The 13272-nt window shown below is 61.4% G+C and carries 15 protein-coding genes; 8 read left to right on the forward strand and 7 right to left on the reverse strand.

Annotated features, from left to right (window positions below):
• Positions 1 to 24 precede the first annotated feature (24 nt).
• Both D6858_RS05195 and D6858_RS05200 read right to left on the reverse strand, forming a co-directional pair.
• A complete protein-coding gene (locus D6858_RS05195) occupies positions 25 to 468 on the reverse strand; it encodes a hypothetical protein (protein WP_205664880.1) in 444 nt (147 codons plus the stop codon).
• Entirely contained in the window at positions 465 to 1163 is a 699-nt protein-coding gene (locus D6858_RS05200) for an EI24 domain-containing protein (RefSeq protein ID WP_120107808.1), read from the reverse strand. The genes D6858_RS05195 and D6858_RS05200 overlap by 4 nt, the downstream gene beginning before the upstream one ends.
• 121 nt (positions 1164 to 1284) lie before the next feature.
• Here D6858_RS05200 and D6858_RS05205 point away from each other — a divergent pair, with 121 nt between their 5' ends.
• From D6858_RS05205 to D6858_RS05215, 3 genes are all read left to right on the forward strand, one after another.
• Positions 1285 to 2295 carry an adenosine kinase gene (locus D6858_RS05205; RefSeq protein ID WP_120107811.1) on the forward strand — a complete coding sequence of 337 codons (1011 nt, stop codon included), beginning with the start codon at positions 1285 to 1287 and terminating at the stop codon, positions 2293 to 2295.
• A gap of 133 nt (positions 2296 to 2428) precedes the next feature.
• Positions 2429 to 3556 (forward strand): GNAT family N-acetyltransferase, encoded by a 1128-nt coding sequence (locus tag D6858_RS05210; protein ID WP_120107814.1) that lies wholly within the window; start codon positions 2429 to 2431, stop codon positions 3554 to 3556.
• On the forward strand, positions 3553 to 4365 hold the full coding sequence (locus D6858_RS05215; RefSeq protein WP_120107816.1) for a proline dehydrogenase: 813 nt from the start codon (positions 3553 to 3555) through the stop codon (positions 4363 to 4365). The genes D6858_RS05210 and D6858_RS05215 overlap by 4 nt, the downstream gene beginning before the upstream one ends.
• On the opposite strand, the gene D6858_RS05220 is transcribed toward D6858_RS05215, so the two are convergent.
• Positions 4362 to 5627, reverse strand: a complete 1266-nt coding sequence (locus D6858_RS05220; protein WP_120108005.1) for an MFS transporter — start codon at positions 5625 to 5627, stop codon at positions 4362 to 4364. The two genes, D6858_RS05215 and D6858_RS05220, sit on opposite strands and share 4 nt — an antisense overlap.
• Positions 5628 to 5682: 55 nt before the next feature.
• Complete coding sequence (purD, locus tag D6858_RS05225) at positions 5683 to 6966, reverse strand: phosphoribosylamine--glycine ligase (protein ID WP_120107819.1); 1284 nt, start codon at positions 6964 to 6966, stop codon at positions 5683 to 5685.
• Here purD and xseA point away from each other — a divergent pair.
• From xseA to D6858_RS05245, 4 genes are read left to right on the forward strand one after another with little or no spacing between them, the layout of a single operon-like run.
• Positions 6965 to 8464 carry an exodeoxyribonuclease VII large subunit gene (gene xseA / locus D6858_RS05230; RefSeq protein WP_120107822.1) on the forward strand — a complete coding sequence of 500 codons (1500 nt, stop codon included), beginning with the start codon at positions 6965 to 6967 and terminating at the stop codon, positions 8462 to 8464. The two genes, purD and xseA, sit on opposite strands and share 2 nt — an antisense overlap.
• Before the next feature lie 18 nt (positions 8465 to 8482).
• Positions 8483 to 8683: a DUF2093 domain-containing protein gene (locus tag D6858_RS05235; RefSeq protein ID WP_120107825.1), complete on the forward strand. Its 201-nt coding sequence runs from the start codon at positions 8483 to 8485 to the stop codon at positions 8681 to 8683.
• Positions 8680 to 9618 carry a M23 family metallopeptidase gene (locus tag D6858_RS05240; RefSeq protein WP_240623697.1) on the forward strand — a complete coding sequence of 313 codons (939 nt, stop codon included), beginning with the start codon at positions 8680 to 8682 and terminating at the stop codon, positions 9616 to 9618. The genes D6858_RS05235 and D6858_RS05240 overlap by 4 nt, the downstream gene beginning before the upstream one ends.
• Before the next feature lie 32 nt (positions 9619 to 9650).
• Positions 9651 to 10631 (forward strand): esterase-like activity of phytase family protein, encoded by a 981-nt coding sequence (locus D6858_RS05245; RefSeq protein ID WP_165859639.1) that lies wholly within the window; start codon positions 9651 to 9653, stop codon positions 10629 to 10631.
• A gap of 118 nt (positions 10632 to 10749) precedes the next feature.
• On the opposite strand, the gene rpmB is transcribed toward D6858_RS05245, so the two are convergent.
• Positions 10750 to 11037, reverse strand: coding sequence for a 50S ribosomal protein L28 (rpmB, locus tag D6858_RS05250; protein ID WP_102154807.1), 288 nt, complete (start codon positions 11035 to 11037; stop codon positions 10750 to 10752).
• A gap of 99 nt (positions 11038 to 11136) precedes the next feature.
• Here rpmB and tadA point away from each other — a divergent pair, with 99 nt between their 5' ends.
• Positions 11137 to 11592, forward strand: a complete 456-nt coding sequence (tadA, locus tag D6858_RS05255; protein WP_120108009.1) for a tRNA adenosine(34) deaminase TadA — start codon at positions 11137 to 11139, stop codon at positions 11590 to 11592.
• 22 nt (positions 11593 to 11614) lie between these two features.
• Here the strand turns inward: tadA and D6858_RS05260 are convergent, their stop codons facing one another.
• Complete coding sequence (locus D6858_RS05260; protein ID WP_120107829.1) at positions 11615 to 12325, reverse strand: ribonuclease T2 family protein; 711 nt, start codon at positions 12323 to 12325, stop codon at positions 11615 to 11617.
• Positions 12326 to 12333: 8 nt separating this feature from the next.
• The gene (nadC, locus tag D6858_RS05265; RefSeq protein ID WP_120107831.1) at positions 12334 to 13197 is read right to left on the reverse strand and encodes a carboxylating nicotinate-nucleotide diphosphorylase; all 864 of its coding nucleotides are present in this window, start codon (positions 13195 to 13197) and stop codon (positions 12334 to 12336) included.
• Between the last annotated feature and the right edge of the window lie 75 nt (positions 13198 to 13272).

Here is a 13272-nt window from a genome sequence, read left to right on the forward strand (position 1 = left end):
AGCCAGCCTTATCAGTATCAGCGTTTAGCGATGTAGCGCTTTGGCGCAGGCAGCCTTATCGACATCCAGCCCGTCGCTTGCTCGCCGTGCATCGACATATGTCGCGGTCGGTTCCGCGCCGGGACGCAGCGGGTAGAGGTAGATGTCGAGCACGCAGGCCTCGCCGCTGAATTGTAACTTGCGCGCGTCGCCTTCCCACACGTCTAGCCGGGGCGTGCCGAAGCTGCGTTCCAGTGCTGCCTTGTTCTGCCCGATGACCGCTTCCAGCCCTGCGCTGTTCATCACCTTAGGCACACGGAAACCTTCCGCAGCCGGTGGCGGCGGGCGCGTGGCAGGTACGCGTACTGCTTGCGAAGTGGTTGCGGGGGCGCGAGGCGGCGGATTGGTGCCGACCCGCCCTTGCGGAACTGCAGAGGCGCACCCGGCCAGCAGAATGGCAATGGAAAGCGGCAGAATCGTGCGGATCATGGACGAGCCCTGGTTGTAATCGGTTTGCGTGAATGGATCAGGTGTGCCGTTGCAGCGGCGCCGATCACGGGGGCCAGAAGATTGGCGAATGGTACCAGCAACATGGCGGCCACGATCCCGCCCAGTGCAAATCGGGTCAAGCCAGACAGCGGCAGGGCGCTCTCTTCCGGCGTCCGGTGGCGCAACCAGATCATTTCGGTCAGCTCGCGTCCCAGCAGCCATGCGTTGACTGCCCAGAACAGAATAGCCGTGCCAGCCCCGGTCACCAAGAGTATCGCCGCGAATGGAAGAGCGACGATGTTTGCGATTACCGCGCGCATAAGTCCACGCAGCGATGCCTTGAGATCTTGCGCGAATGGCAAATTGCGCCGCGTGGCAAGTGCGGAGGGATAATGCCGCGCCTCTACCGCTTCCACTACTTCATCGGCAAAGAACTGCACCACGGCCAGCGCGACCAGCCGGAACAGCAACCAGCCGCCAATGATCGTTATCACTATCGCACCCAACGCACTGAGCGATCCGTCGGCCGCCACACCGTAGTGCGCCAGCAGTGCAGCCAGGCCATACCATACCGCCACGCCCAGCATGGCGAATACCGCCAGCGTGATCGCTATCGATCGGGCCAATACAACAAGAATGGCTCGATCCCCTAACTGGCCGAAAGCAAGGGCAAAGGCGTGGGGGATGCGGTTCATTGCTCCATCATGTCGATGAGTGGGTGATCCAAGTCAATCTTCCACAAACCGCACTTGGCGTGGCGTTCACCAGCCGCTAGGCGCACCGCACGCAGATCTTCCATCCAGTTTCAGGATTTTCATGACCCAGCCCACGACCGAGCCGCGCTATGACGTGATTGCGATCGGCAATGCCATCGTCGATGTGATGGCCCCTTGTTCCGAAGACCTGATCGAAGAACTCAATCTCAACAAAGGTGGGATGACGCTGGTCGATGCCGAAGGGGCGGAGCGGTTGTATCAGGCGATGGGCCCTGCGCGTGAGATATCGGGTGGTTCGGCGGCGAACACGCTGGCAGGTCTGTCCGCGCTGGGGGCTCAGTGCGCGTTTATCGGGCAAGTGGCTGACGATCAGCTTGGTGCGGTGTTCGCGCACGATATCCGCGCGGTCGGGATCGATTTTGACACACCGGCACGCACGGGGGAGCCTTCCACGGCGCGGTGCCTGATTTTCGTGACCCCCGATGCACAGCGGACGATGAACACGTTTCTGGGTGCCAGCCAGTTTCTGCCGCCCGAATCGCTCGATGATGAAGCGGTGGCTGCTGCCAGTGTGCTCTATCTCGAAGGGTACTTGTGGGATCCCGAAGAACCCCGCGCTGCAATGCGTCGGGCGATAGAGGCGGCACGTGCCGCCGGGCGCAAGGTTGCCTTTACTCTGAGCGAAGTGTTCGTGATCGAACGGCATGGCGACGATTTTCGCGCGCTGATCGAAGACGGGATGATCGATATCCTGTTTGCCAATCATCACGAACTGGAAGCACTGACCGGTACGGATGATTTCGAAGCAGGGATCGCGGCGCTCGATGGCAAAGTGCCTACGCTGGTCGTGACCCGCAGCGCCGATGGAGCAGTGGCGATTTCCGATGGGGTGCGCGCCGAAGTGGCTGCCGAACCGATCGATGCCGTCGTCGATACCACCGGGGCTGGCGATCTGTTTGCCGCCGGGTTCCTTTATGGCCACGTTAACGGCGAACCGCTGGAAACCTGCCTGCGGCGCGGAGCAATCGCGGCGGCGGAGATCATCAGCCATTATGGCGCCCGCGCGGAAACCGATCTGGCGCGACTGATGGCAGAAAAGCTCGGCCAATAATTTGCCGTTTGCCGTTTAGGGCGACGGCGATGCGTGAAACGGCAACGTGCGGGCATCCGCCCCGCGCGGCAGGCTTCGACTATTTCTTTAGATTTGTGCGCTATTCCTTCCATTAGGGGAAGGAAGCGCACCGTTGTATCACTCAGTCACGCCTCTCAGTCTTGAAAACGCCTGGCTTGCGGTGCCCGATCGCCTGCGAACAGTCGGTTGGTGGCAACTGGCAAACTGCGCCACGTTGCCGACGCAGAGCGAGGAGTTCATTTCTGCGCTGGAGCAGACGATGCTCGGCAATGGCAAGATGGAACTGTTCGAAATCACCGCAGATCAAGGCACTCTCGCATGTGTGGCCATGTGTCGGAAGCCGGGTCCGTTGGGGCGGTGGCATATGCTGGGCGATGAGGAGCTGTTCGAACCATTCGATGCGCTGGTCCGTGATGCCGCAGCGGCACAGGCTTTGGCGGAACGGCTGGCAGCAGAGTTCAGACCGATCGAATTCGCCCGTCTGCCGGATAACTCTCCGCTCATTCCAGCTTTGCGTGCGGCGATGCGTGGGCGAGGGTTGATGCATGTCGGCCCTGCGAAGGCCAGCCCTTACATCGCTCTCGATGAAGGATGGTACGATCCTTTGCTTCGCCTTTCATCCCGCCGCCGATCCGATTTCCGTCGCGCTCGGAAGCGGGCGGAAGAGGCCGGGGCGGTCGAATTTGTGACCCACCAGCCAACCCCCGGCGAATTCGATGCGCTGTACGATCAGGCCGTCGCCGTTGAAGCGCGTAGCTGGAAGCTGGCGGCTGGCAGCGCATTGGCGGCAGATCGGGCTAAGCGGGCATTTTTTCGCCGCTATCTCACCGCAGCAAGTGCCAAGGAGCAATGTCGCATTTCGTTCATGCACATCGGTGGCGAAGCAGTGGCCATGCACCTCGCGGTGGTGTGGGACGGGCGATACTGGCTCTACAAGATTGGTTTCGACGAAGCTTATGCCCGTTGTTCGCCGGGTAACCAGCTTATGCTGCATACGATTGGTGAAGCGGCGCGAGCGGGCCTTTGCGGCTACGAGATGATGGGTGAAAGCGAGAGCTGGATTTCCGACCTCTGGACAAGCGAGGAACATCCGCGTGTCCGGCTACGGACGTACCCTTATTCCGCTCAGGGTCTCGCGGCATTGGCCGAAGATGGTGGTCAATGGGTCCACAACCGGGTGCAGAAGAAAGTGCCGAACCGATTGCTCGGCCTTGCACGTCGCCGGACCGTGGCGGCGTGACCTCGGCTGCTTACGCTCGCTTGCGTGGTATCCGCTATGCTTTGCCCGACAGTATCGGGCAGCTCATGCCAGTGGCGACAATCGATAATGTCGTGAGGACATGCGCCGAGGTCGGCCGCCGCAGGATGTCAAGCAGCGTGGGGTTGTTTGCCAACGACGATGCGTCTCCTGGTGACATAGCTGCGGAATTGATCGAACTGGCTGACAAGCTGAGAGCGACAGGTTGCGATGCGGTGATCGCCCTCAAGTCTCCGCAACTCGCATTCGATGCCACATTAGTGGGGCAGATCGCTGATCGCGGAATGCCGGTCGTGCTCGATGCGTTGCGTCTGGATCAGGCCGAGCGTATTCACGCATTGGCGGTTGAGAGCGGGGCAGGGATTGCCATTCCTGCGCGCTGGCAGCGGAGTACGCGCGATGTGCAGGGTTTGCGCGATTTGCCGTGCCGTATCCGGCTGGTGAAAGGGGAATGGGCCGACCCGGTGCACGATGCAGAGGATATCGGCGCTGCTTACCTCTCGCTTGTTCGGGTGCTGGCAGGGCGCAAGGCTGTGGTCGGTGTGGCGACACACGATCCGGTGCTCGCTCGCGCAGCGCTGGGCATTTTGCGCGCGGCGGGCACGCCGGTGGAACTGGAACAGCTGCGCGGTCTGCCTGCGCGCCGCACGATGCGCGTTGCGTGCGAAATGGATATACCTGTGCGGCGGTACACTGCCTTTGGCCCCGGATGGTGGCCCTATGCCATCGAACAGGCGCTCCGCCGACCCTATTTGCCGGTCTGGGCATTGCGCGATCTGGTTGGGCGTTAATCCTCCGCTATTCCTTCGCCCTTCATCGGCATCGGCGCCAGCAGGCGTAGCAGTACCAGCGACAGAGTTAGCCATGCACCGGCTGCCGCCAGTGTAAGGGGTATCGTGGTGTAATCGGACAGTGTCCCCCACCCCCATGCGCCCAGTGCCATCCCGCCGAATGTCGTCGCCTGATAGATCGACATGCAGCGACCAAGGATCTCTTCAGGCGCCCGGACCTGCATCGCCACGTTGATAGTCGTCAGCGCAAGCACCCATCCCGACCCGGCGGCGAAGGCCGCGGGTATCGCGGCGGGCATATTGCCAGCCTGCATCAGAATCAGATAGCCGATAATGAACGCAATCGTGCCGATGCCGACTACAGCTTCGCTGCCGATCCGCCGCCGCAGGTTAGAAACGAAAAGCGCAGCCAGAATCGACGCGATGCCGAAACCGCCCAGCATCAGCCCATAGTCGATCTCGCTTCCATGCAGACGGTTACGGACGATCACCGGCAACAATGCGGCATAGCCCGCAAAACCCACGCCCAGACAGAATCCACGGATCAATATGCGGCGTACCGACCCCGACCCCGCACAGAAACGCAGGCCGATTGCGATGGAAGCCATCATCGGAATACGGCGTGGCGGGCTGATCTGGGGCCTCCACCGTAGCAGCACGACGATCAGCAGCGTATAGCTGAGCGCATTGAGTGCGAATGCGAGCGACGTACTCCATAGTGAAATCAACACGCCGCCCAGCGCAGGCCCGACGCTGCGTGCAAGGTTGAATGCAACCGAATTGAGACTGATAGCCTGTGGCAGATCGCGCTTGCCGACTTGTGCGCGCACGGATGCCTGCCACGCAGGGGAATTGAGCGCGGTGCCGATCCCGACCAACAGAGTGAACAGCAGCAGACTCCACGGCCCGATCATTCCTGCCCAGCTAACCAGTGCAAGCGCAGTGGATATCAGCAGCATTCCGCTTTGCGCGGCCAGCATCACGCGGCGGCGGTCGAAATTGTCGGCAATCGCGCCCGCAAATACTCCGAAGGCCATGATCGGCAGAGTCGTTGATGCTTGAACCAGTGCGATCAATACATGCGAATTGGTCAGATCGGTCATCAGCCACGCAGCGGCGACCGATTGAATCATCGATCCGAGGTTGGATACCAGATTGGCGATCCAGATTGCTCGAAATGCCGGATAACCAAATGGAGCCAGTGTCTTGCCAGAAGCAAGCAACCCTTTGTGCGCGTGGGATGAATCGGGGTTGGGTGGCATTTGATCTGCCTTGGGACCGATGTTCGGGCCGGTCAAGCGAGCAAACTGTGCCCCCTCAGCTCTCCCGTGCGATTTCCCGCCAGCCGATATCGCGGCGGCAGAATCCGGTCGGAAAATCGATCGCATCGACTGCACGATAGACGGCTTCCTGCGCTTCCTGAACGCTGCTGCCGAGCGCCGTCACGTTCAATACCCGTCCGCGGTTGGCCACCAGTTTTCCATCGGCCAGTGCCGTGCCCGCATGAAATACCTTCGCGCCATCGCCTTCGGCATCGTTGAGCGCGATCGCTCCGCCTTTTTCCGGCGCGCCGGGGTAGCCATCGGCTGCCATCACGACTGTCAGCGCGAAACGCTTGGCCATATGAACCCGGGGAATCGTCGCGAGCCGGTTCTGCGCGCACGCGAGCAGCAGTTCGCCCAGATCGTCTTGCAGGCGCATCATCAGCACCTGGCATTCGGGATCACCGAAACGACAATTGTATTCGATCAGCTTCGGCCCATCCTCAGTCAGCATCAGTCCGGCATAGAGCACGCCCGAATAAGGCATTCCTTCTTCCGCCATGGCCCGCACTGTCGGGGCGATGATCCGTTCAAGAACCTGCCCACGGGTAATCGGATCGAGCACGCGGGCCGGACTATACGCGCCCATCCCGCCGGTATTGGGCCCGGTATCGCCTTCGCCCACTCGCTTGTGATCCTGCGCGGAACCGAATGTCAGCACGATGGCCCCATCTGTCAGGGCGAAGAAGCTGACTTCTTCCCCTTCCATGAATTCTTCGATGACGACTTCGGCCCCGGCATCGCCGAATTGCCCGCCGAACATATCGGCCAGCGCTTCTTCTGCTTCGGCGCGGGTCTGTGCGATGATCACGCCTTTGCCGGCAGCCAGCCCATCGGCCTTGAGGACATATGGCGCGGAAAATCCATCCAGCGCAGCAACTGCTTCAGATAAAGAACGTGCACGAGCATATCCGGCCGTCGGGATGCCCGCGCGGTCGCATAGTCCCTTGGTGAAGGCTTTGCTGCCTTCCAGTTGCGCCGCTGCTTTGCTCGGCCCGAATACTGCGATTCCCGCTTCGCGCAGAGTATCGGCCAGCCCATCGACCAGCGGAGCCTCCGGCCCGATCACGACCAAGCCGATGCTTTGCCCTTCGCAGAAGGCGATCACTGCACCGTGATCGGCCGCATCAAGATCGACCAATTGTGCGTGTTCGGCAATCCCCGGGTTGCCCGGCGCGGCATAGAGGGTATCGTTATCGTCCGCGAGCAGCCGCGATTGCGCCAGCTTCCACGCCAGCGCGTGTTCGCGTCCGCCACCGCCGAGCAAAAGGATATTCATGGCCGCTCCTGATAACTACGATAATGATGCTGCCGGGCTGGTAGCGAAGGGGCGCGCCGGGGACAACGCCGAGCCGCTATCGGTCAGCCAACTATCCTCCATCCTGAAACGAACAGTCGAAGATCGTTTTGGATTTGTCCGCTTGCGCGGTGAACTGTCGGGTGTGAAGCGCGCTGCCAGCGGGCACCTTTATTGCTCGTTGAAGGACGAGAAGGCAGTGATCGACGGGGTCATGTGGCGTGGCAATACCCAACGGCTGGCCTTTGCCCCCGAAGACGGGCTGGAAGTGATCGCCACCGGCAAGCTGACGACATATCCGGGGCGTTCGAAATACCAGATCGTGATCGAATCGCTCGAACTGGCGGGGGAGGGGGCTTTGCTCGCTCTGCTGGAGAAGCTCCGGCTGCGGCTGGGCGCGGAAGGATTGTTCGATCCGGCACGCAAACGCGCGCTGCCGTTCCTGCCGCGGACAATCGGGGTGGTCACCAGCCCGACGGGGGCGGTGATTCGCGATATCCTCCACCGGCTGGCGGATCGTTTCCCCAGCCATGTCATCGTGTGGCCCGTTCTGGTCCAGGGACAGGGCGCTGCCGAGCAGGTTGCCGCCGCAGTGCGCGGATTTTCCGACCTGCCTCCGGGCGGGCCGGTGCCGCGCCCCGATATCGTGATCGTCGCGCGTGGTGGCGGTTCGATTGAAGATCTGTGGAGCTTCAACGAAGAAATTGTGGTTCGTGCAATTGCAGAATGTACCATTCCGGTTATTTCGGCGGTGGGGCATGAAACCGATACCACACTTGCCGATTACGCCGCCGATCGACGCGCCCCGACACCTACGGCAGCGGCGGAAATTGCCGTGCCCGTGCGCGCCGACCTTGCCGCGACCCTGCATGATTTCACAGGCAGGCAGCGGCGCGCGATTGCCCGGCCAGTCGCGCTTGGTCGCGAACGGCTGGCGGCGCGGGCAGATCGCTTGCCGCGGATAGAGGCGTTGCTTCAACCGCAGGCGCAAAAGCTGGATGAATTGACCGAACGCCTGCGGCGCGGGCTGGCTGATCGCGCGGCGAATGGGCGAGAGGCATTGGGGCGTTTGCGTTTGTCAGACGCAGTACTGACCCGGTCGCTGCGCGATGCCTGCCAACGATTGGCGCAGACTCGACTATCGCCTCAATTGGTGGAGAATCGTCTGCAACGCGAACGCGAACGTCTTTCGGCGTTGGAGCGACTGCATATCTCGCTTAACCCACGCGCACCGCTGGCACGGGGCTTTGTCCTCATACGTGGAGAATCGGGCCAGTTGATGCGCACACGCACAGAGGCGAGCGGGGAGACGCGCCTATCTATTGAATTTGCCGATGGAACACTGGATGTCGCGCCAGTTGATGGCACTGTGCCGCCTGCTCCGCCCGCCTCGTCTCCCGCGAAGCCCAGACGACGAGCGACACGGTCCGTCGCCCCTGAGCAACCGCCCGTACAGGATGATTTGTTTGGCGGCGCATGACTTGCTAAGGCACGTCGCATGTTGATGAAATCCGGCGACCCCACCGCGCAGCTTATCTATGGCCCCAATGATTTTCGCGTAATGCGTCCGGGCAATCATGTCTTGTGCGCGGTCAGCGGTGTGCCAATTCCGCTGGAAGAACTGCGTTACTGGAGTGTGTCGCATCAGGAAGCTTATGCCTCTGCCGATATTGCAAGTCGCCGGCTGACCGCCCGGTGAGGCGCAGTGCGACCCTTGCCGGGGGCGCACTGCTGGCACTCTCTGGCTGTACCGCTGGCAGCGATGCTGGCCAACCGGACAGTACGGCGGTTGTACAGCCTGTCGCTATACCGGCTACCGCTGCTGTGCCCACGCCTGCTGCGAAGCCCGGCACACACGCGAGGGTGCGCGGGCTGACTACGTTCACTTATCAGGGCGAACCGGAACAGGGTGGCTGGATTCGCGGACAAGTGCCTGGCGGCACGGTTGCCGCGACGTTCGACGGTGAGAAGCTGTCGTTTGATGACAAAGGAGAGTTTTTCGCCGGATTCGATCGTGATGCCGGACCGATTGCAACGCTCAGCGCGACGCTGGCCGATGGGCGGATCGTCACCAGTCCCATTGCCGTCAAACCGCGCGACTGGCGGATCGAACGGGTCAACGTCGCGCGCCGCAAAAGCGGGCCGAGCGAAGCGTTCATGGCCATCCGACGCCCTGAATTGGCGCGAATCGCCGCGGCACGGGCCGAACGGCACGATACCGATGGCTGGGCGCAGAATTTCATATGGCCGGTGAAAGGGCGCATCTCCGGCCGGTTCGGGTCACAAAGGGTCTATCGCGGAGAACCGGGCGCCTATCATTCCGGGCTCGATATCGCGACTGGCGAGAGTGGTACTCCGTTCGTCGCTCCGGCAGACGGTGTCGTGGTATTGGCGGCTGGTGACAAACCTTTCAGTCTGGAAGGGCAGCTCCTGATTATCGATCACGGCAATGGGCTGAACAGCGCTTTTCTCCATGCCTCCCGCTTGGCGGTGAAAGACGGCGATGTCGTGAAACGTGGCCAATATATCGGCAATATCGGCAGTTCGGGCCGGGCGACCGGTCCGCATTTGCACTGGTCGATCAAGTGGCACGATGCGCGGCTCGATCCCCTGTTATTCCTCCCGCCGATGTAGCTGGAATGCCGATCAGGTTGCGTTTTCGTGCGATGCGGTTCGCTGCGATTGTCAGCGTCGCGCTGGGCCTTTCGCCGGGGACGTGGCTGCGGGATGCGCCGCCACAAGGTGTGGATTCGCCTGTCGTCGTATTCAGACCCATTGCCCTCAATAAACGCACGCTGGGACCGTTTACAATTGAAGGTGCATGGCACCTTGATAGCAGCAATTTCTGGTTCGGGGGGTACTCGGCGCTGGTTGCGCTCGATAGCGGGACTTTGCTGGCCGGGGCGGATCGCGGATGGACGCTACGTTTCAGGGTCCCGCCCGCAAATCGCATGTCGCAGCAATATGCGCGGTTCTCCCCGGTTGGAACGAAATACGCGAACAAACACTTGTCCGATCTGGAGGCGCTTGCCCATGATCCTGCCAATGGCGGAATTTGGGGGGCGTTCGAATATCGCAATGCCATAGCGCACTTTTCCCGTGATGGTCGTATGCAGCAGGTGGCTTTCCCGCCAGCGATGCGGGACTGGCCATCAAATGCCGGGCCAGAAGCCATGGTGCGGCTTGCAGATGGGCGCTTTCTGGTTTCTGCCGAAGCAGTCTGGCGATCGGGTGCGAAACTCGATCTGCACACTCTGTTGGTGTTTTCTGGCGATCCGGTAGGTGGTGCCAGATCATGGAAGGCGCGTATCGCAACCCCGCCTGATTATGCGCTGGTGGATATGGCACAACTGCCCGATGGCCGCGTACTGGTCCTGATGCGGAAGGTAAATTATCTGCCGCCGCGTTTCACCGGGCGTATTGCGGTTTACGACCCACGAACGCTCTCGGCAGACATGCCTTGGCGGGGGCAAGTAGTGGCAAAGCTCGAACCGCCGTTACCAACGGATAATTATGAAGGGATTGCCGTTGCTCCCGACAAGTCTGGTGCAGGCGCCGCTGTGTGGATCGTGTCGGACGATAATCGGATGCGGACGTTCCAGCGTACCGTCCTGCTCAAACTGCGATGGTCGCCGTCGGTGCAATGAGGTGTGCCGCTGAAGGAAAGCCGCCGACACCCCTGCCCCGGACGTGCGAAAGGCGCGCGAGGAGCCGACCCTTCGCGCGCCTTTTCGAATCGCACACCCCATTTTGGGGAGGCGGCAATCAGGCGGCCTTCGCAGCCTTCTTCAGTTCGCGCTTCACCTTGAGAGCACGATTGCTGAGCTTGCTGTCGTTGGTCTTCAGCAGCCAGTTATCCAGGCCGCCGTTGTGTTCGACAGAACGCAGACCCTGCGTCGAAACGCGGAACTTGAAAGCGCGATCGAGCTTTTCGCTCAGCAGCGTGACGTTCTGCAGGTTGGGCAGGAAGACCTTTTTGGTCTTGTTATTCGCGTGGCTTACGTTGTGGCCAACCTGGCGGCCCTTGCCAGTCAGTTCGCAAATGCGCGACATGATAAATCTCGTTCGTAAAAGGTTGCCGGTGTTCCGGGAAAGGCGCGCGCATAGCGAGAGGCTCGCGAATCGTCAAGCTTCGCGCTACCGCATCGCATGATGACCCGCTGGCCTTTGCCCCCCTATATGCAACGCGCTCTGGCGCTCGCTGCCGACGCGGCGGCGGCGGGGGAGGTGCCTGTGGGGGCGGTAATCGTCATGAAGGGCCGAATCGTGGGTGAAGGGCGTAATGCGCCACGCGAATCGCACGATCCCACTGCCCATGCTGAAATCGCTGCGATTCGCGCTGCCGCGGGTGTGCTGGGGAGCGAGCGACTGACAGGGTGCGAATTGTTCGTGACGCTGGAGCCGTGCGCGATGTGCGCGGGCGCTATCGTTCATGCCCGAATCGCGCGTGTGACGTATGGTGCGCCCGATCCCAAGGGGGGCGCGGTGGCGCATGGGGCGCGAGTGTTCGATCAGCCCGGTTGTTTGCACCGGCCCGAAGTGATCGCAGGATTGGGCGAGCGCGAGGCAGCGGAGCTGTTACGAGGGTTCTTTCAAGATCGGCGGTAATCGGTCCTAAGCCTGGGTGAACTCAAAGACCACGCCAGATTTTCACGTGTGTCCCGTCTTTCGGCCCGAAACGCTGCCGATCACATGCGGTCGGCATGAAGTTTTTAGCATAGCACAGCCGCAGTTCTTCCAGCCATCCGCGCTGATTGATGGACAGGCCTACTGCGCTGCGTGGCCAGTCCGGGTTCGCGAGGACAAACGCATCGCGAATCTTGCCTGCTGTGAGCGCGCGGTCGTGTGACAGGCGGTCGAGATCGGGTTTGCGCAACCCCTCCCACAAGATGCGGGTGACTTTGAAATAGGCTGCGGGTGTACGCACCATGCAAGCGCCGTGTTTGGCCCATTCGGTCGCCTGAATGCGAGCGGATGGCATCATGCACAGGTTACGGCGTACCTCTGCCGGAGGCACACGTCGCGGGTTCGCGCACCATTGAGGCCAGCTAGTGCGGCCATCGGGCCATAAGCCATGGACGATCAATCCGAAATCACCATTGCGGCCAGAACATTGGGTTGAGTGTGCAGGGCTGGATTTGCGGGGTTTGCAAAATTCCGGGCTCCAGCTCAGCGCCAGAGTGTAGCCGGTGACTGGCATTTTGCGTTGCGGCCCATCGGGCCGCACGTGAGGTACAGTCACTGTGCTGGGCACCCGGCACTGATAGGCCTGGGCATGAGCGAGCGAAGGCAGCGCCAGAATCGCCAGAATCGGGGTGGGTCGGAATGCCCGACAGAGCATAGGCGCGATCACAATGCGGTGAAGTCCAGCCCGATATCGGCGGCAGGCGCGCTTTGCGTGAGGCGTCCGACTGATACGTAGTTCACGCCTGTCGCAGCCTTCGCTTTGATCGTATCGAGATTGATTCCGCCGCTTGCCTCTGTCGGGACGCGACCGGACACCAGTGCGACCGCTTCGCGCAGAGTCGGCGGTTCCATATTATCGAGCAGCAGGCGGGTTGCCCCGGCGGCGAGCGCGGGTTCGACCTGATCGATCCGGTCGACTTCGCAGATGATTTCTTTCACTCCGGCACTGACTGCCCGCTGTACTGCTTCGCGCACTGAACCAGCGACAAGGACGTGGTTATCCTTGATCATCGCGGCATCCCACAATCCCATGCGGTGATTGCTGCCCCCACCCATGCGAACAGCATACTTTTCCAGATGGCGCAGGCCGGGGATCGTCTTGCGGGTATCGAGCAATGTACAATCGGGATTGTCCATCGCCTGCACATATTCGCGCACCAGCGTGGCGACCCCGGACAGATGCTGCACTATATTCAGTGCACTGCGTTCGGCAGTGAGCATCGCGCGGGCGTTGCCCTTCAATCGCATCAGATCGGTGCCAGGGGTGACCGGATCGCCATCGGACACCAGCAATTCGATTTCCATATCGGGATCGAGCGCGCGGAAAAACGCCACCGCCACCGGCAGCCCCGCCACCACAATGGCATCGCGGCTGTCCATGACACCGGAAAATTGCGCTTCGGCAGGGATCACGCTCTCGCTGGTCACGTCGCGCCCGCCATTCGGCAATCCGATGCCGAGATCTTCGGCCAGCGTTTCCGAAATGAAGCGGGACAGGTCGAAACCGGGGAGAGAGAAATCGGTCATGCGCGCGGTGTGGCGCAATATTTCTTCCGCCTCAAGCCGCGTGCATGATCATATCGAGTGGGGCGATAGTCGTTT

The sequence above is a fragment of the Tsuneonella suprasediminis genome (assembly GCF_003605755.1).
GTDB lineage: Bacteria > Pseudomonadota > Alphaproteobacteria > Sphingomonadales > Sphingomonadaceae > Tsuneonella > Tsuneonella suprasediminis.

Excerpts from the sequence above, each read along its gene's own strand:
- D6858_RS05195 (WP_205664880.1), bottom strand. The coding sequence starts at position 468 with ATGATCCGCACGATTCTGCCGCTTTCCATTGCCATTCTGCTGGCCGGG.
- D6858_RS05200 (WP_120107808.1), bottom strand. The coding sequence starts at position 1,163 with ATGAACCGCATCCCCCACGCCTTTGCCCTTGCTTTCGGCCAGTTAGGG.
- D6858_RS05205 (WP_120107811.1), top strand. The coding sequence starts at position 1,285 with ATGACCCAGCCCACGACCGAGCCGCGCTATGACGTGATTGCGATCGGC.
- D6858_RS05220 (WP_120108005.1), bottom strand. The coding sequence starts at position 5,627 with ATGCCACCCAACCCCGATTCATCCCACGCGCACAAAGGGTTGCTTGCT.
- xseA (WP_120107822.1), top strand. The coding sequence starts at position 6,965 with ATGGCCGCTCCTGATAACTACGATAATGATGCTGCCGGGCTGGTAGCG.
- purD (WP_120107819.1), bottom strand. The coding sequence starts at position 6,966 with ATGAATATCCTTTTGCTCGGCGGTGGCGGACGCGAACACGCGCTGGCG.
- D6858_RS05235 (WP_120107825.1), top strand. The coding sequence starts at position 8,483 with ATGTTGATGAAATCCGGCGACCCCACCGCGCAGCTTATCTATGGCCCC.
- D6858_RS05245 (WP_165859639.1), top strand. The coding sequence starts at position 9,651 with ATGCGGTTCGCTGCGATTGTCAGCGTCGCGCTGGGCCTTTCGCCGGGG.
- rpmB (WP_102154807.1), bottom strand. The coding sequence starts at position 11,037 with ATGTCGCGCATTTGCGAACTGACTGGCAAGGGCCGCCAGGTTGGCCAC.
- tadA (WP_120108009.1), top strand. The coding sequence starts at position 11,137 with ATGACCCGCTGGCCTTTGCCCCCCTATATGCAACGCGCTCTGGCGCTC.
- D6858_RS05260 (WP_120107829.1), bottom strand. The coding sequence starts at position 12,325 with ATGCTCTGTCGGGCATTCCGACCCACCCCGATTCTGGCGATTCTGGCG.
- nadC (WP_120107831.1), bottom strand. The coding sequence starts at position 13,197 with ATGACCGATTTCTCTCTCCCCGGTTTCGACCTGTCCCGCTTCATTTCG.